Raw genomic sequence first — 17,360 nt, 5'->3', positions numbered from 1 at the left:
CTTAAGTCTTTGCCCCACCGAACCACTGACGGTTCACCGGCAACCACAGCAGCACGATAACCACAGCTGAGGCGATGGACACCGGCATGACCGAACTTACTGGGATAAGCAACACCAGCACTGCACTGATGGCGGTAAGCGCGATGCGCGCTGACTGCTGCGCATGCAGCACGTAGGTGGTGAGCACACAGACAAGCAGTACCAGAACGCCCAGCAGCACACCAAATTCGGTCGATAGCTGTTCCGTGCGGGTCACTGCTTCCGGACTGTTCTCAAAGGCCACGAGCTTGCAGATATTAAACACCGCATAGGCGCAGATAAACAGCTCAATGACTGCTGCGACCTTCAACGGCCACGGCGCCCACTGGGCCTTCATATCCGCTGCTCGGCGCGATTCCCGGGCAGCATCCGTGACGTGCCCATAGCGATAGTCCTGCACGGCATTCGGGCCTGCCGGCGTGGGCGCTGGGGCAGGAGGCTGGTGCCCCGGCTGCAAAGGCCCAGGCTGTGGGGTACCGAAGGTCATGAGACGTCCTGCGTAAACACGCCACGTCGGCTCAGCTGCCACCGGATCGGGTCGAGCACGCGGTAGGGCGCGATGCCGCTGCGCGCCAACTGACGGCCCGTCGGGGCCTCACCGAGAGCAGACACGACGAAGAAGCTTCCCTCACGAGGCGCCGCGGAGTACAGCTTGTTGATGAGATCGTTCGCGCCCAGGAAGCGCAGCAGAGACTCGGCTTCCTGGTGGACCATGTAACGGTCCGAGTCGTTGAAATTCCAGCCGGTATCACGTCGGAAGGCCGCACCACGGTTGGACATGAGCTTCTTCCACCGCACATCATCAACCTGCTCAAGCTTCTGCACGGTATCGAATTTGGAAATAGTCACAGCCAGCGGCGGCGGGGTATCCGTATCGAGGAGATCCAGAAGGTTGTCCAGCACGCTCAGCGAATCCGCGCCCAATTCACCAATGTTGGGAATAAGACCGTGGATGAAATCCTGAATCTGCTTTACGCGCAGCGGATCGAAAAGGAAAATTACGAGGTCTGCGTGGGAAAAGAACGCGAGATTCTCGCGATCAGCTTCGTTCTCCGGCGGGTTTTCCAGGTCTTCGCCCGCCACATCGCGGAAGACCAGGTAGTTCATGCGCGGTTGTCCCTGCTCATCCGGCCATACGCCCAGCTCAAAAATGAGTGGGTCACGCTGGTAGGCGTCCGTCGCCACAGCGCTCGGCGTGGGATCCATGGCGCGCATCTCCTCGAAGAGAGGCTTTTCATAGACCTCCGCGTAGCGCTCGCGCGTCGACTCATCCGCTGGCTGCACGGACCTATCGTGCTTGTGAGCCAACTGCTTGAGCTGCTTAATCATCACCGCCGTGTACAGCGACTTGCCGGAGTTACGGGCACCGGCCATAGCTACGCAATGCGTAACCGCATCGGTCCATCCTTCCGGCAATTCTCGGTTCGTGTACGGGCTCACAGTCACGCCCGCCTCTAGTGGCTTGAACGTCCATGGGCAACGTGCCTGGGTCATGAATTCCTCTCCTTCAGCATGGCAGTGACTCGGTCGGTGAGCTCGGAAAGCTCAGTGTTGGCGCCGCTGTCGAGCTGCTTGACGACGTCCTCATCAATCACCGCATACGCCACCTGGCGTGGCGTGCCATTGATGTGGGCGAGCTCCAGCTCTTGGCGGCCAATAGCGCTCGTGATAAGTACGACAGTGGGCACGCCGGTATCCACCATGGACGCTACCGGGGAGTCGGTAACGTAAATAGCCAGCGACGACGTGGATACGATGTTCGGCCCGTGCCACGGGCGCTGCCCCACGCGCTCCGCACCGTTTTCAATGACCCCACTGATGAAGCGAGTCAGCTCATCCACCTTGTGGGTCTGGATGCTGTCTTGGCCATCAGTGGCGCGGAAGCGCTTGAAAGCATCCGAGAGCGCATCGATGTACTTGGCGGCTGCCTCGACAATCTTTGGTGTGACGTTCACTTGCATGGACGCAGAACCATCGACGATGACGGTGACATCATCCAGCCCGGACGCATCGAGCTCGGCGCGCCGCATCTTGGAACGCACCTCGCGGGCGGAATCTGTAATGCCAGCGCCTTCGGTCGTGCCGAAGGCGTCAAGGCGGTAGCTGCCGGACTCGGGTGTAACTTCGGCGAGGCGCTCGGGGGAGTCCTCGGCGGCGTCGATAAGCACGCGCGGGAAGGTCACCGAATCGCCCGCGTTGCTCACCGTGAGGCGCACCTCGCTGCGCTGGCCAAAGGTGCCGCCGCGCTTGGGCTGCACCACGATGGTGGCACGCTCCGGAAGGGAGTGAACCATCAGGGATAGGTCGTGCACGCGGACGGCATCGACGCCTTCACCGACGATGGCCAGCTCCATCGATGCACCACCGCTGCCCATCTCGAAGGCTTCGACGCGCAGGATGCCGTCTGAGCCGATGCGGCGGGACTCGCCGTCCCGCAATGTGTATTTAGCCATGACGCTTCTTACCTTCTTTAATCTTGCCTAGTCGTGTGTTGCCTGACATCCATCGCTTCACAGCCCTGTGCCCCTGCCCTGCCCCTGTCCGCGGTTCTGCCAACCTGGGTGGTGCTGTTGGTGCCGCACGGAGCGCTCTGCGAGAAGCTGCGCCACGGCATCGAGCACCATGGCGACGCGGCCAGTGGCATAACGCTCGCAGTTTTCAAGGTGGAACGCATTCACAAAATGATCAGCGGTGAGGTGCGCGATGTGTTCAAGGTCGCGGTTCTCCCACGGCCGCAGTGCATCCTCAGCCAACAGAGTGAAATCCCGGGGGAAATAAAAGACCCACGAAGCAATAATCGCTGACATGAGTAGCTTGTCGAGTCCGTCACCTAACGTGGATTTGTCCAGGTACGCCAACTGGATTGAGCGGCCGCGATGGGTATCGAGGTACTCAATCCACCAGCGCGCATCAAAGGTGATGAGCTTCTGGTATTCCTCAGTACTCAAGGCTGGGACGGTCGCGTTCGACCCAAGCTGCGTGCCCGGAGTGACTGTTGCCGTGGCTAGTTCAGGAGCGGGCTCTGCCGAGGTAAAACTGGGGGCTGTGCTTGTCGACGTCTCCCTATCCGGCCCCGCACCTGCCGACGCCATAGCCGCGCCAGCTGCCCCAGCTGCAAAAGGATTATCTGATGCCGCGTTCAGTGGCAGCCCATCATCGCTCGGCGAAAGCTGCTCCTCCCGTGGGTGCGACGCAGCAAGAGGATTCGGCGGGAATGGCGCGGCGGGATCGCCTCCACCAGCAAAGGGCGAGGAACCGAAAGAAGGTGCGCCAAACGGTGCTGCCTCCTGCGCCGCTGGGGCTTCGGGCTCCGCTGTGGTTGTCTCCTTCTCATCAGAAGTTCGTTCGTAGGCGCTGACATCAGGCAGGGCCTCACCCAGCACAAACACCACTGGGTTTCCGGAAATGGCGGTGTCTGCCAAGCGCTGCTTCTCGCTCGGCGGAACCACGATCATGGTGGAGGTGCTAAGTGGAAATTCATTGATAGCTGCGGCCCGTTCAAAAGTAGAGAAGCCAAAACCGTCCTCCCCCACCTCGCGGGCAGTGGCGGCAATCCACAATGCCGCCTGGTTATCGGGCACCACCAGGATGACCAGACCATTCCGAGAGTTAAGCACCGTGGCCATTGCCGATACCAACTCACGGTTGAACGTGGAATCTGGGTTCGGGGTTACGGACTTAAACGGCGCCGGAAGTTTCTCCGGCTGGCGGAATTCCCCGTCGAGGAACTCGTCGAGCAAAACATCTGAATGCAGCGGACCGCGCGCCGCGATACCCTCCGGAATCTGCACCTTATCCACCTCATAGATGGAAAAAGGAGCAGGTACATCGGGGGAATAAAGCACCGTGGAGGGAGCCGGCGGAGTACCGGTTCGCGTCACGGTGGTGTAAGTGAAAACATTGCCGCCGCGCCCAGTGGCGTCGAGACCAGCGGGGACTGACACCATGGTTACCCACTTATCCGCTTCGGGCGTCAGCGCGAAAACTGCTGTGCGGCGAACAAGCTCAGCTCGCTGCTGCGCGGAAGGAAAATCCGGGATGGCAGTGCCATTGTTGAGCGAGGTGGGCACGAAAGACACCAGCTCCGCGAGCTCTTCTTGAGTAAGGTCACCAACTTTCTGGCCCACTCCCCAACCGCCAGCACGACCTTTGGCGCGGGAGAAGGATGCATAGCTAAATGCGCCGCCCATAGCTACTGGCCTCCTTGGAAGTACTGGTCCTGACCATAATTCTGGCCATAGCTCTGGTCGTAGTACTGCCCGGGCTGCGGCTCGGTGTACTGCTCAGAGTACTGCGGGCCATCATTCGGGCCAGCGGCGTAGAACATCAAGCGGTTCGCCACATCTCCTTCCACGACCACGGCTTTATCTGATGCGCTCAGAGTCGGCGATGCCTCGCTATAGCTCTCAGCAAATCCGCTGAAGGCATCGTTACCACCGAAGCTGTCGAAGGAAGAATCAACGTAGGTATCGAACCCTTCCACAGCAAACAAACGAATGAATCCACCACGCTGTGCGTACTGGCCAAGCGACACCGTGAAGTCTGGGTACTGCCCACGTGAAGGGCCCAAGCCTTGTGCCACGTGGGTCGTGCTCTGCAAGTTAGTTTCCACAATGCCCAGTGCCTCACCGTCTTCCGGGAAGAGTGGCAAGCGGTCAGCTCGGTACACCACCTGGCAGGAGAACTGACGCTTATCGCCATTGCCCAGGCTCCACAGGTAGACCTTGACCTGGCCTTGGTAAACATCAACGTCAAAGTCATACGTCACGGGGCGCAGCCCTTCATACTGAATGACGCGCTCCTCGCCCTCAGTGCGCTTACCAGCAAACACTGCATAAGGTTTGAGGCGTACGGTATCGCCGTGCTGGTCGAGGTGCAGGCGGATCCCGCCTTGGAGGTCATAGTCTTCTTCACGAATCTGGTCATGTTCGCGGTTTGTCGAGTATTCCACCGCGGTAGCGCCCTTCGGCCAATCGAAGGTAATGAGCTGACTATCCACACGCTCGATGAGACGGAACTGGTCATCTTCGATGGACTGTACGCGCTGCAGCACCTTGGATTCGCCTACCCAGGCATCGGCGTCGTTGAAGTTCACCGGGGTGATGTACACCTCGTACCAGTCCGGTGGCCACGTCATAGTGACGGTCTGGAAGGAACCCGCTTCAGAAATGCCGCGAGTCTCAGTAAAGGCGCTCGATAGCGCACTTTCGACGTACGTCTTTGGTACCGCTGAGGTAGTTAGATCTGCTGGTGGAGCGGTGGGGGTGAGATAGATATTCACCTCACCTGACTTTGGTGAATACCAATCCACCTCAATGGAATCGTGGCCGTACTCGCTGCGGCGCTCACAGCGCGACAGCTCCAGCTTTTCCAACTCACTGGCCAGCTTCACGGAGCGCTGCACCGCAACCTCATCCTGGCTCTGCTCGGTAGCACCATGGAACTCTGCTTGGCCCAACAGGGAGATGACGATGGTTTGACCGGATTCCTGAACCGGGATGGTGGCCTTGCGGCCGGAGCTGTCCACGTCCTGCTCAAATCGCGGGGAAAGCAGCTCCTTCTCGCTATCACGGCAGGCATAGACCATGGCGCTGGAATGGCCTGGCAGCAGGTCCCAGGAGACTTGGATGGCCCCCTTGATGGTTGAGACTCGCACGTTGACCGGTGGGAATACCACAGCGGTATCACCCATGAAGACCGGCTGACTATTGACCAGTTCACGCAGGTCCGTACCTTTATAGGCCCACACGGCGTAGTGCCGCAGTCCTGCTTCACCCGGGTTGTTATCACGGTAGGCAGTGCCCTTGGTGTACACAAGGGTATCGCCAGCGTCGGGGGAGGCAACCATCTCGGAATCATCAGCCACCACGCGATAGAACACGACCTCGTTCGGCTCATGCTCAAGCTCCGGCCACCACAGGCGTACCGGGTGGCGCTGGTCGGACTCTTCTTCTGGCTCCGGTTCCACGCCATAACCAAATTCGTCACCGGACTCATCCTCGGCTGCGGCGGTATCTGGTACTTCAACCTCAAACTCAATGCCCGGTGCAACCCAGTTGGGGTCTTGGCGGTATTGGTACTCTGCCCGGATACCGAAGCCCGGGATGGTGATGTAGTCCTCTTCGTTGACCTGGGTCTTCTGCTCTTCTTCCGCCTGGAGCTCTGCCCACTCGGCAAAGAAGTCGCGCGGCGCTGCGGCAGCCGGCGCTTCCGACCCCGGCTGCACGTGAGGCTGCGTTTGCTGAACGGCGGCGGCCTGCTGATCGTGCTGCCGACGCCGTGCCTGCTCTGCCGCTGCGCGTTCTGCGGCGGCCCGTTCTGCCGCTGCGCGTTCGTTGGCTGCCTGCTGTGCAGCCTTATGGTCGGCAGCGCGTTCCTGTGCCGCCGCTGCGTTGAGGGATTCCGCACTCAGCTCTGGGTGATCTACTTCCTCACCGTTAAATGCAGCGGCAATCTGCTCGGCAAACTGCCTAAACGGGGCGGAGACAGCCTCGCGGACATCGTCAGCACTCACACGCTTCAGCTCATGCAACGTTGTGAGCTCGCTAAACGGAACATCCTTGATTGAGGGTTTCGGGGTGTGTGTCATCAACGTTCCTTAGATCAATCTTCCTTAGAAGGTTTCATCGAGGTCCGACAAGTCCGGAGTCCCCGGCTGACCAAACACGGGGTTAGCGTTCGAGCCCGGCTGCCACGGAGTGCTCTCCTGGGTACCACGGGAGTCACTTGGCGCATCGGTCTGTGCTGGTGCTCCGAAGCCCATGTGGCTGGTGTCATCCAGCTCGTCGAGGGACAAGTCCGCGGTGTTGTCAAAGGTATGCGCACCGGGGACGGAATCAGGGATGAGGTACTTGAAATCAGTGATCTTGCCGTACTGCACCACCGTGACTGAACGGGAAAGCTGACTGGTCAGTGCGGTTTGACTATCCACTTCCACAATGCGAGTGCGGGAGCCATCAATCTCGGTGTAGCCCTCAGCGCCGCCAGCACTTGTCAACGCATTGGGGCTGAAGGCCTGCAAAGCGCCTTTCTCCTGGTTCATGCCGGCGAGGAACTCGCTCGTACTCTGGCTCCGGGCGCCTCCTTCCTCACGGAAGGTGACGTGGCCCAAGTACTGCTGCAAGCTGCGCGACATGCGCGGGTCCGTAATGACCTTCTGCCACTCTTGCTGCTTCAAGTCACGGTCTTTCATATAAGGGTGATCAAGGTTGCGCGAGAGGTTATCCAACGCAGTACTCGAACCCAGACCAGCCATTCCCCACATCTCATTGAGCGCCACGGCCGTGTGACCAGTACGGTTGCGCTCAAAGGTGTTATTCATGTCATCCAACATGGACTTCAGCGACCGGTGCGCCCACTCCGTTTGGAAAATATGGGAACGAATCTCATCCGTCATGCGCACAGCATCATCACGGTTGAGCACGGCCTGAGCAATCCGAGCGTTCTCCGGCAGACCTGACTGCGGAGTACGCAGGTGATCGCTCGAGGTTTCTTTGCGGCCGAATGGGGCGTAGATAGCACGGCCCAACAACGCCGACCAGCTCAAGAACTGGTTGTAGGCATTGGAAATACGAGCGATTTCCGCCGAAGATGTTGCCAGGTTCTGCGCTGCAATCTCTTGGTTGCGGGCAAGAAGCTTACGGCGCTGTACATAGTCGAAAATGTCGCGCTGGGCCTTAGTAAACACCGCCCACGAACACAGGAGGAAAAGCAGAATCGCCACAATGACGCCCACCACGTACCACGGCCAATCAAACCACTGCAGGTACTCACCGAGCGGCAGATCCTGGTTGTAGCGGCCAGCCACCATGTAGGTCAGAAGCGCAAGGAACACGAAGAGGACAACCCACATCGTGCGTAGCTTGCCGGTAAGAGCTTTGTTCTCTGCGTTGAAGTCACGTGCCTGGAAGCTGTTGGCCAGCTCCTGCAGCTCGCGGGCCATAGCGTGTGCCTCACGGTACTTCTGCTGAGCATGGCCCAACTTATCCCACAGTCCCTGGCCCACCTTCCATGCGAAGGTGGTGCTGTTCTTCGCACGCCAGGAAGCAAACTCATGCTTCTTGCGGCTGACAGCTTCGTTACGGGTCTGCTGACTCGTGTACTCGATGTCGGCGGCGAAGCGCTCTGCACCTACTGGGTCGAAGGGAGCCACCGTTGCCTGTGACTCATGCGTGTACCCCAAAGTACTGGTCATGAGTGGATGGAAGCCGTGGAAGGAAGCGCTGACATCCTGCACGGACTGGCCACCGTACTGCACGATGTACATGTTGCCTTGGTTGTTGCGAAGACCCTGGGTATCAATACTCTCGCGCCAGGAACCATCAACCAGTCCGAGCGCGTAATCGTGATAGGCCTCCCAGGTGTGGGACAACTGCGGCTCTTGGCCCAGCGAAAAGTGCTGTTCTTTTGCCACGCGCATCGTGTGTTCGCTGGCTTGGCGCAGTTCATCGACGCTGGTGGCACCGCTCCCCTTGCCAGAGTGCCCTGCCAGCACAACCTCAACACTGGAATTCTCGCCGTACAACATCTTCTGGAGGAACGTGGCGGCGTTCTTGTTCATGGCACCGCGCTGTCCTTCGACCCAATCCTGGGGCTTGCCGACGACCGTTGACCAGTACAGACGCAGATTATCTTTAAGTGCTGCCCAACCACTGACCTTGTGAGACTGTAGTTCCTCATAAGCGGTAGGTGCGCTCACCAATGGGGAGATCTGCTGGTCAATGAACATCTTGGCGCACTGATCCGTGAGTTGCTCCGGGTTTGCGTAGTGCACAGCACGGGAAATGTTGTTGACCTGCGGCTGCGGAAGACGCTGAGTGGGGTCAAAGACGGCCTTCTTGACCTTGTCCTCAATGTCACTGGCGTCGATCGTGCGGTGGAAGGCACGCACAAGCCGGAAGCGCTGGCGGTCACCGGTTTCGATGACTCGATGAGTATCGGGGTCCAGCACGGCCGGCTCCGGCATGCCGCGCCACAGGCCGAAGATGCTGGCCACGGCAGGAGCGGCAAACTGTGCGAGCTCGAAACCATCTTTGGCCCGTTTAATGGGGCGAATCCGTGAGGAGGCCGGGGTTCCGCCTTCTTCCGGGGAAAGCACGAGGTTGCTCCAGCCCTGCAGCGGCATTACCTCAACGTTGTCCATCGGCAAGGCGGACAACAGCAGACGAACGCGCAGGTTGGAGGCCTGAATCAGGCGTTGGTCGACTGCACTGACCCACTCCGTGAGCTTGTTGGCGTCCTGTGGTTGGTCCGCATCCATCGGATCGATGGTGGCGAGGAGGACGTCACCGGAAAAGCCGCGGAGAGCATCATCAAGCGTCGACAAGCGCACAGTGCCTTCCTCCGTGAAGGAACGCACAACCGCTCCGTTGGTGGGGTGCGCGTAGTCGATCCATACGAAGTCTTGCAGGAGGCCGACGGCACGCAAATCGCTCAACCGCGAGCGGATATCATCCGCAGTCGCGCCGTGCCCGAAGATAATTACGTTCGTCATTAGAAGGTGTCATCCAGATCGTTGAGGTTGAATTCCGGTGAAGTGGTCTGCCCGAAATCTGACTCTGAGGTGCGTGCCTGCGGGCTCGGCTGCGCCACGGGATTCTCGGCTACGGTCTTGGCTTGGTCCAGGTAGTTGCGGATAACCGGCACCATAGCGATAACGTCCTCGGCCAAGTCGCGGTAGTACGGCGTCATGGACGCCACCTCGCGGGAGCGAATCTCTGCGAATGGCTTGTTCGCGCGGCCCTGGCCTGGCAAGGCGTTGGTGTGGCCCGGAACGAAGTGATCAGCACCGCGTGCGAACTTGTCCAACTCCGCGACGAAGGTTTCGTAGCGATCCTGGATGGACGTGCCCACCGTGCCGCGATTCGGAACTTCACCGGACGCAAGGAACTGCGCCAAACGGTGAACAACCGGGTGCGTTGATGCGCCGGAGTGAGCGAAGTCGAGTCCGTCGTCGAAAAGCCCACGCAGCAACTGGTACGGATACAGCGAGGACGCGAAGCCGTGAGGTCCGTTCTCCTGCACCTTGGCGTATGCGATGAAGATGGATTCCAATACCGAGGACATCCAGTCCGACTTCTTGATCATGCGGCGCGGCGAGATGAGCATGGGGTTCGGGAAGTCAACCCAATTGTTCACGCCACCATCAGTGTCATCAAAGATATGGGCCGCGGCGTTGCTGGCGTCCGGGTTGGAGATGTACACGCGCCCAGTGATGCGTCCAATGATCCAACCGGCAACCATGGCCTGGCGCTCGGTCTCCGTGAGCGGCAACGCTGCCGGGAGCGGGCGGGTTCGGCGCTCCGACCACCAAGAACCATCGAAGTTGTCCTGCTTCTCAATGTCCTTGGCGATGTAATTGAACATGGAGGAGAAGACAATCGGCGAGTAGTTCGGGTAGGAGCCGAAAATCTCGATGTGCTGAACATGATCCGACATGTTCAGAGAGTTGCGGAGAGCAACCGAAGACGGGCCGTCAATCTCCGGGCGGTTGAGCACGGACTCCAGCTGCGCAGCGATACCGCTCTCTGCGGAGCCGAGCTCAGCAAATGGGATATCGGAGAAAGAGTAGGTGTACTGCACTGACTTGCCATGGATGCGCTGGACCATGTCGTCGTTGACAGCCGCCAGCGGGCGGGCATAGCTCAGTGCCAACTGGAAGGCCTCCACGAAGCGGCGCTGACGCTCTGCGTGCTCAACCTCGTTGATGTCCGGGGTCAGGGTGAGGTAGCGGCGCAGGTCGACCGAGTTGAACTTCTGGAACTCGTAATCACGACGGTTAATCCACTGGCGGGAGCGCTCGAGCAGATCCGTTGGGCGAATCTTGGCGTGGTAGTGCGCACGCTGGGATTCACGGGACTCACCAGTCTGCGGGTGACGCGATAGGTATTTAGAAACCCAACCAGCACGGTTGGAATAAGCATCGTTCGTGCGCTTCTGCGGTGCCAAAGTGTCATTCGGTGCTTGGGCCGCGTCGAGGGATTCCCACTCACCGCGAATGACGGAACGCACTGCGAAGGGATACGCCTGCTCATAGTTGGTGACGTCCGCCGTGGACTGCTGGCCTTGGATGGTGCGCAGCATCTGATCCTTGTAGTCAACGATGAAGGAGTTGACGTCCGTGAGCATGATTTCGTTCTCGGCACCCTTGAAGCGGGTTTCGACAACCTCATCAATTTCCGTGGGCCACGCGTTGACCTCATCGGTGCGCACATCCGCAAGTTTGTTAGTTTCAGCGCGCTTGGACACTGCCTTCTCTAGCACGGCGTGGGCATCTGCCAGCTCGCGCTTGAGGTGGAAAAGGTTCTCGTCGGCATAATCCTGGAGAACATCCTTGAGCAGGTGTGCGATGGCCATGAGCGCATAGCTGTAGAACTGGTTGTAATACAAGCCCATGAGTGCATTAACCGTCGGCGTCGGATCCGTCATCTGACCCTTACCGGTCAGCGGGCTCAGGATGGGATCCGCGCCCTCCGGCTTCGTCAGCACACGGGTGTTTTGGTAGTAACCGGAGTACTCTCCTAGAACCGGCATGAGGCGGTCGGAGTTCGTCAACACATCCGTAATCTTCGAGAGCATTTCGCGCACATAAGGCACGCCGACGGCCGCAAGCTCGCCCTCGACGGTAGCCAGCACGCTGTCAGTGAAGAAGTTGGCGTAGCGGTAGACAATGTCATACGCAGCGTTGTTCAGTACGGAGGCAATCGCCTGTTCGTTGCGTGGGTCAGCCATGTTGCCTTCGAACTCGTCACGCCACTCGTTGACGTTACGGCCCTGGCCTACCGGGATGTAGTTCTGCAGGTACTTCGTGGCGCTATCCGCAGCCTGCTGAGCCTGACCACCGAAAACGCTGTTGAGCCAGTTCCAGACGCTGCCGCTATCAATCTGACCGCCGTGCGCCCAGGACGGATCAAGAGTAATGGAGCTAAAAGCGTTGGGCAGGCGCTCCTCTAGCTTCTTGGCAATCTGCATCTCACCGGCTTCGGGGTTCTGCGGATCGAGGTGACCGTTGAAGAGACGCTCAAAGGCGCTGCGAGCAAGGCGCTGAGAGGAGTACTCGGCGAAACGGTCACGGCCCATGGATACCTGGGCATAACCAAGAGAACCCCAGGGCAAGCGGCCCCACGGAGTACCACCGGTAGGGCTATCCCAGCCAAAGAAGCGGCGGCCGCCGTCACCCGCAGGAGTATTGGTCAACGCGTAAGAGACAAGGTTGTCGCTGGCCTTCGTGGATGCCATCAGGCCAGCCAGTGCACGGCCCAGACCACGATAAATGGACATGGCAGAACCATCGCCGAAACGTGCGCTGGTGGTGCCCATCTTGGAGCCAATCGGGAAGATACGGCCAAAGGTCTGCCCCTCCGGCGGGTTACCCATATCGAAGGCTTCGAAAATGGCGCGGTCATGCTTGCTGGAATTACCCATCTGGGCGGCAACGACCTCACCGAACATAGCCAAGGAGTTCGGCCACGCGCCAGCCATGTCATCGGCCTTGTTATCGGAGAAGATCTCCGGGGTGTACATGAAGACGAGAGTGCCCTGTGGGTTCACATTCGGAATAGTGGTAAGCACGCGGCACACATCAAGGAACATCGAGGCACCAGCACCGCCTGCCATGGAGGAGACCACGAGGACGACCGGCTGGGAGTCACCAGTGTCGGAGTCCAGCTTGGTCTGCTTGTAATTCAAGCGGTTGAGTTCTTGGATTGCTTCCTGGGTGAACATCTCGTCCACCGCTGCCTTGAGGGACTGGCGAATCTCCTTGAGGTGCGGCAGGGTCAGCATACGGCCGATTGCGCGGTACTGGCCGGCGCCATCAGCAAGCTTTACGTCATTGGACGCCGGGTTACGGGTAGCCCAGGTGGCAATCTCACCAAGCTTGCCGGAGCGGCCGAGGATGCTGGATACTCCCTCGTCGAAGGTGTTGTAATTCTGGCGCGAACCAATGCCAACGTACTGTCCGCCGTTTTGCGTCACGTTGGGCAGCTTCTGCGGGCCGGCTTCCTCCTCAAGAGGCACGTCGATGTTGACGAACTGCCACGCCTTGGGCAGTTCGGTCATGTCCGGGTCAATGCTGCGCAGCTCTGCTTTGAGCTGATCCATCATGAACGCCAGGGTCTTGGCGCCGGAGCCACCGCAACCGACGACGAGGAACTTCTTCATCTTTAACTACCTTTCGAAGGGGCTTCGCTTCTGTGCTGTTGTGTGGTGCTAAACCGACTTAGTTCCGGGGTCCGAACCCGGGGTTCGGGGGAAAGCCGCCGTTGTTACCAGGGGTACCAGGATTGTTCGGGCGTTGCTGTCCCGGTTGACCGAACCCGGAGCCACCAGGCGGTCCAGGACAGCCTGGCTGATTCGGACGCTGTGGCTGGCCGAAGCCCTGACCACTACCGAATCCTGGCCCTCCACCAAAGCCAGATTGGCCGGGCTGATTCGGGCGGCCCGGCTGGCCGTGCTGCGGCGGGGTCTGCGGGGACGGTCCCGCAGGTTGCGAGGAACCAAAGCCACCGCGTTGCGGGGTATGTGGTTGACCGCCCTGGTACGGAGCTCCTTGTGGTCCAGGCTGTGGGCCACCTTGCGGGCCCCACGGGCCCTGTGGACCAGATGGTCCTGGTTGACCGGTGGAGCCAGACGGACCACCCGGTTGCTGAGGTGGGGTCTGCTGCCCTGCTGGCGGCGGGGTCGGCTCCTTCTCAGCAGGGAACGCTACTTGGTCAAAGAGCGGCAGTGCCTGTCGGCTGATTTCCTTCGACATCTCGTCGTACTGGCTGGCCTGCGCCAGCGTATCGACGGTCATAACAATCTCACCGGAATCACGGTCCTTCTGGTTACCAACAAAGAACCACTCATTCTGAATGGCCAGCGGCAGCACTGCGCGGTAACCGGACTTCTTGCCCTTGCCGGAGATTGTGCCGTCACGCTGAATCTCTACGTGCGCGGCAGTAAAGGGGCTCAGCCCCATCTTCACCTTGGCTTCATTGCGGCCCAGCTGAGCTGAGCGTGCCGAGGTCTCCACCGGTACCGCACCTTGGAACTCATCCTTGCTCACTGCAAATGGGCGGCCATTATCGGTGCGAACCAGGTTGGCCCCGTCGCGCTTGACCGGGATGGTCTTAACGAACATGCGTGGCTTTTCTGGAATACGGCCAGAGAACCACTTCATGAAGTACAGGATGGCCAGCGGAATGAGCAGTGCAAGCAGCACTGCAAGGACAAATGCCAAGCCAAATGCGGACTTGCTCAGGGGAGCGCTCATGGAGCCCTGCAAGGTCAACGGCAACTCCATCTGCTGGTTGTCTTCTGCTGACTGGAGATTAATTATCGGCTCCACGCGCAGCGGACCGTCAGCCATATTCTCCACGCTCAACGTCACCGGAATGGTGGCTTTCTCGTCCTTGGACAGCTCCAGTGCAGAGTCCTCAGAGTTGTTCTTGGAGGACACAGCGATGGAGGACACTCCTGCAGGCAGCATGGCGTCTTCGGTATTCACTGTCTGGTCTGCAACCCACACCTTGCCCGGGCCGGTCACAGGGACGTCGACGGTAATTTCTTTCTCCGTCATCGTGATTGTCTGTGCCGAGCCAACAGTGGGCATGTTCACTGGAGTAATAGTCAGCGGGGTTTCGGCATTGATGGGATCCAGCTTGGAGCCCGGACGATCCTCCGTGCCCTTCGTGGTGATGTCCACGCGAGTGACCAGCTGACCAGAGGCAGCGTTTTCTACTCGTTCGAGTGGAATATCGACAGGCTGCCCATCAGTAATCGGGGCGTTGTCCACGAGAGTGACCGGGGAACCTTCCTCCGGTACGAACTCTGCGTGCAGTGTACCCTCGCCCTCTAGCGTGCGGGCCTCACCTTTGCCGTCCACCAGCTGGCCCTTAAGTATCTGGTCGGAGTTAATGCCTCCCTCAACCTTGGTGCCATCCTCGCGCTTGAGGTCAAGGGTGAGACCGGGGACCATAACGACAGATGCAAGGTACTCGCCATCAGTGCCCTCCGCCACCTTGTAGCCGAAGGTCCATGCGCCAGCCCAGTCATCGCCATCCTTTTCCATAGCGATATCCACCATGCCCGGTAGCTTGTTGTTTTCGGTCACGGAGACCTTCGCGCCAGCCACCTTGGTGGTATCAGTGTGGAGCTCAACCACCTCACCATTGGGGCCGGTCAACGTAGGAATAAGAGTGCCTTCCTCCACCGAGTTCTTCGGTACTGCGGACAGGCGCACTGGGGAGACGGAGTCATCCAGAACGAAGTCGAATTGGTCCTTCAGGTTGCCGTCTTTAGTCACACCACCCGAAGTTGGGATGAGATTTCGGAAGGCAGCGAAGAGTGCCGCGGGGTCCTCACCAGCATCAAAGAACGCACCGTTCGGGGCACCTTGGCCACAGTCCTCGCCTTCTGCCATGCGAGTCAGCTGGCTAATCTGGTCCTGCGCTTCGGCAGCAGGAACCAGCCCGACATTAAAAAGGCGAATGTTCGAGTTGCGGAAAGCAGTTACTGAAGAATTAACCTCACACAGCTTGTCTTGTGCGCCCTTCAGATCATGTGCTTCGGCATCGGTGTAGTACTTGCCATCGGTAAAGAACACGATGGCACGGCAATTGCTGCTCTCATGAGACGCGAATTCCTTGAGCGCACCTGAGTACGCAGCGCCGTAATTGGTTTCCAGATCAGAGACTCGGTCTTCCTTACGAAACTTCTCCAGCTCGCTGTCCAGAGCATCTTCCTTACCGGAGACGTTGGTCCAGCCGCCATATTCGGCAGGGTCACTGTAGTACTCAGAACCGAAACCAGCGAGCTTGACGTTGATGTCGGCGCCGTTATCCTCGCCGAGGTTAGCCAGCTGTTTCACAATGTCCGCCGTAGCATCTACGCGGAAAAAGTCAGCATCCGTAGGCGTTGAGCCTTCATAACCAACGAGCGACGCCGATTGGTCCAGAACAAAAAGTAGGTCCGCAGATTTCTCACTCGCGATACACGAGCCGAAGTCAGACAGGTTCTTTTGGGAGACTTCAGAAAGCTTGGACTCAGAACCGATACCTTCGCGGTGTTCCTCCGGAGCAGGCTTGTCCTCTGGGTGCTCGTCAGGATTGTGGTCGCCGTTGTCCTCTGGGTGGTCTTCAGGTTTATCGTCCGGATTCCCTTCCGGATTATCCGGCGCGGGTGCATCCGGTGCCGGTGGCGCCTCAGGAGCTGGTGCATCAGGAGCCGGTGGAGCTTCTTGTGCTACGGCTCCCAAGCTACCGCCGAAACCGGCAATCATCGCTGCTGCGGACAAAGCTAGTGCACGAGTGAACTTCTTCATTAGGCGCCAACCGCCTTTCCTACGTAGAAGGCGATTTCGACCGCAGCGACGATGACGAGAAGGAAACTACCGCCCATAATGACGCGGTAGAGCAAGGTTTGTGTGGTGTCCTCAATGTAGAAGGTCTCTGCTTGCCGCTGCGTGTTCTTCAAGGTGTACAGACCCAAAAGAACAAAGGTAACGATGCCCGCCAGCAGCCAGCCAAAAATCGCGAGGCCAAAATACAGGCCCTGCGTCGGGGAGGCAACGAGGGGCGCCACGATAAGCAAAATCAGCGCAATAACTGCAGACACACCTGCTGCGATGAGCAGTGACCACGGTCCCTTCGTCGGCTCGCTCGGCGTTGCGACCTGGCGGCGGAAGTCCGGGGTTGGGGAGGACTGGCTAAAGCCATCCGACGAGCCCGGCGCGCCAAAGCCCGAACCGGAACCGGAACCAAAGCCGGAACTTGGGCCCGTGCCTGCGCTCTGTCCTGGACTAGGGTTAGGGGTCGGGTTCTGCGCCGGATTGGGAACACCAAATCCGCCGGATCCACCGGGCGCACCGAATCCAGAGCCGGCGTTGTGTCCTGCGCCGAGGTTCGGCGTGGGCGCACCTTGTGGAGGGCGCCCGCCAAACTGTGGTGACGAACCTGGGGAACCAAATGTCATAGCGATACCTTCTCTATAACGGTGTTTGCCCCGACCGACCTCCCTCTCCTCCCTGCATAAGTGCGTGGAAGACAAAGAATCAGCCGGAGTGCTGAGAGCATTGAGATATAAGGTAGTCGCAGTCTCGGACACGTTCTTCTCGTGCTGACCTAAAAATTCGAACGCGCCCGAATCTCTTCGAGCGCTCAGCAAGCACAGCAGACAAGAAACGTGCAGGGAACACGACAACACTGCAAGCAAAAGAATGCCATAGTATGGCCACCTTTTCTGCCCAGTTCAGATAACTTTCTGACTACTAACCTCTTAATGGATCCCGAAAACAACCTGCTCATCTGCAGTTTTGTTTCACAATGACACCTTAGGGATTA

9 protein-coding genes are annotated in these 17,360 nt (G+C 59.1%); all 9 read right to left on the bottom strand.

The genetic code is table 11. The features are described 5' to 3' along the window. Window position 1 precedes the first annotated feature (1 nt). Genes NX84_RS02035 through NX84_RS13105 form a run of 9 tightly spaced genes read right to left on the bottom strand, consistent with a single transcriptional unit; the run spans window position 2 to window position 16,992 of the window. Window positions 2-526, bottom strand: a complete 525-nt coding sequence (locus NX84_RS02035) for a hypothetical protein (RefSeq protein WP_039673199.1) — start codon at window positions 524-526, stop codon at window positions 2-4. Next, window positions 523-1,533 carry a TRAFAC clade GTPase domain-containing protein gene (locus NX84_RS02030; protein WP_039673197.1) on the bottom strand — a complete coding sequence of 337 codons (1,011 nt, stop codon included), beginning with the start codon at window positions 1,531-1,533 and terminating at the stop codon, window positions 523-525. Before NX84_RS02030 ends, NX84_RS02035 begins: the two co-directional genes overlap by 4 nt. Continuing rightward, window positions 1,530-2,492 (bottom strand): hypothetical protein, encoded by a 963-nt coding sequence (locus tag NX84_RS02025; RefSeq protein ID WP_039673195.1) that lies wholly within the window; start codon window positions 2,490-2,492, stop codon window positions 1,530-1,532. Before NX84_RS02025 ends, NX84_RS02030 begins: the two co-directional genes overlap by 4 nt. A gap of 57 nt (window positions 2,493-2,549) precedes the next feature. Continuing rightward, the gene (locus NX84_RS02020) at window positions 2,550-4,229 is read right to left on the bottom strand and encodes a GAP1-N2 domain-containing protein (protein ID WP_052319616.1); all 1,680 of its coding nucleotides are present in this window, start codon (window positions 4,227-4,229) and stop codon (window positions 2,550-2,552) included. A gap of 2 nt (window positions 4,230-4,231) precedes the next feature. Continuing rightward, complete coding sequence (locus tag NX84_RS02015; protein WP_039673193.1) at window positions 4,232-6,628, bottom strand: SaeA-related protein; 2,397 nt, start codon at window positions 6,626-6,628, stop codon at window positions 4,232-4,234. A 24-nt stretch (window positions 6,629-6,652) separates the two neighbouring features. Then, window positions 6,653-9,532: a hypothetical protein gene (locus NX84_RS02010; protein ID WP_039673191.1), complete on the bottom strand. Its 2,880-nt coding sequence runs from the start codon at window positions 9,530-9,532 to the stop codon at window positions 6,653-6,655. Further along, window positions 9,532-13,200, bottom strand: coding sequence for a tubulin-like doman-containing protein (locus NX84_RS02005; RefSeq protein WP_039673189.1), 3,669 nt, complete (start codon window positions 13,198-13,200; stop codon window positions 9,532-9,534). Before NX84_RS02005 ends, NX84_RS02010 begins: the two co-directional genes overlap by 1 nt. A 58-nt stretch (window positions 13,201-13,258) precedes the next feature. Then, window positions 13,259-16,342 (bottom strand): vWA domain-containing protein, encoded by a 3,084-nt coding sequence (locus NX84_RS02000; protein WP_039673187.1) that lies wholly within the window; start codon window positions 16,340-16,342, stop codon window positions 13,259-13,261. Next, entirely contained in the window at window positions 16,342-16,992 is a 651-nt protein-coding gene (locus NX84_RS13105; RefSeq protein ID WP_231913714.1) for a hypothetical protein, read from the bottom strand. The genes NX84_RS02000 and NX84_RS13105 overlap by 1 nt, the downstream gene beginning before the upstream one ends. Between the last annotated feature and the right edge of the window lie 368 nt (window positions 16,993-17,360).

This window comes from Corynebacterium minutissimum (assembly GCF_000805675.1).
GTDB lineage: Bacteria > Actinomycetota > Actinomycetes > Mycobacteriales > Mycobacteriaceae > Corynebacterium > Corynebacterium minutissimum.
The sequence above is the reverse complement of the archived record's forward strand: the minus strand, read 5'-3'. Positions and strand labels throughout refer to the sequence as shown.

Excerpts from the sequence above, each read along its gene's own strand:
- NX84_RS02035 (WP_039673199.1), bottom strand. The coding sequence starts at position 526 with ATGACCTTCGGTACCCCACAGCCTGGGCCTTTGCAGCCGGGGCACCAG.
- NX84_RS02030 (WP_039673197.1), bottom strand. The coding sequence starts at position 1,533 with ATGACCCAGGCACGTTGCCCATGGACGTTCAAGCCACTAGAGGCGGGC.
- NX84_RS02025 (WP_039673195.1), bottom strand. The coding sequence starts at position 2,492 with ATGGCTAAATACACATTGCGGGACGGCGAGTCCCGCCGCATCGGCTCA.
- NX84_RS02020 (WP_052319616.1), bottom strand. The coding sequence starts at position 4,229 with ATGGGCGGCGCATTTAGCTATGCATCCTTCTCCCGCGCCAAAGGTCGT.
- NX84_RS02015 (WP_039673193.1), bottom strand. The coding sequence starts at position 6,628 with ATGACACACACCCCGAAACCCTCAATCAAGGATGTTCCGTTTAGCGAG.
- NX84_RS02010 (WP_039673191.1), bottom strand. The coding sequence starts at position 9,532 with ATGACGAACGTAATTATCTTCGGGCACGGCGCGACTGCGGATGATATC.
- NX84_RS02005 (WP_039673189.1), bottom strand. The coding sequence starts at position 13,200 with ATGAAGAAGTTCCTCGTCGTCGGTTGCGGTGGCTCCGGCGCCAAGACC.
- NX84_RS02000 (WP_039673187.1), bottom strand. The coding sequence starts at position 16,342 with ATGAAGAAGTTCACTCGTGCACTAGCTTTGTCCGCAGCAGCGATGATT.
- NX84_RS13105 (WP_231913714.1), bottom strand. The coding sequence starts at position 16,992 with ATGACATTTGGTTCCCCAGGTTCGTCACCACAGTTTGGCGGGCGCCCT.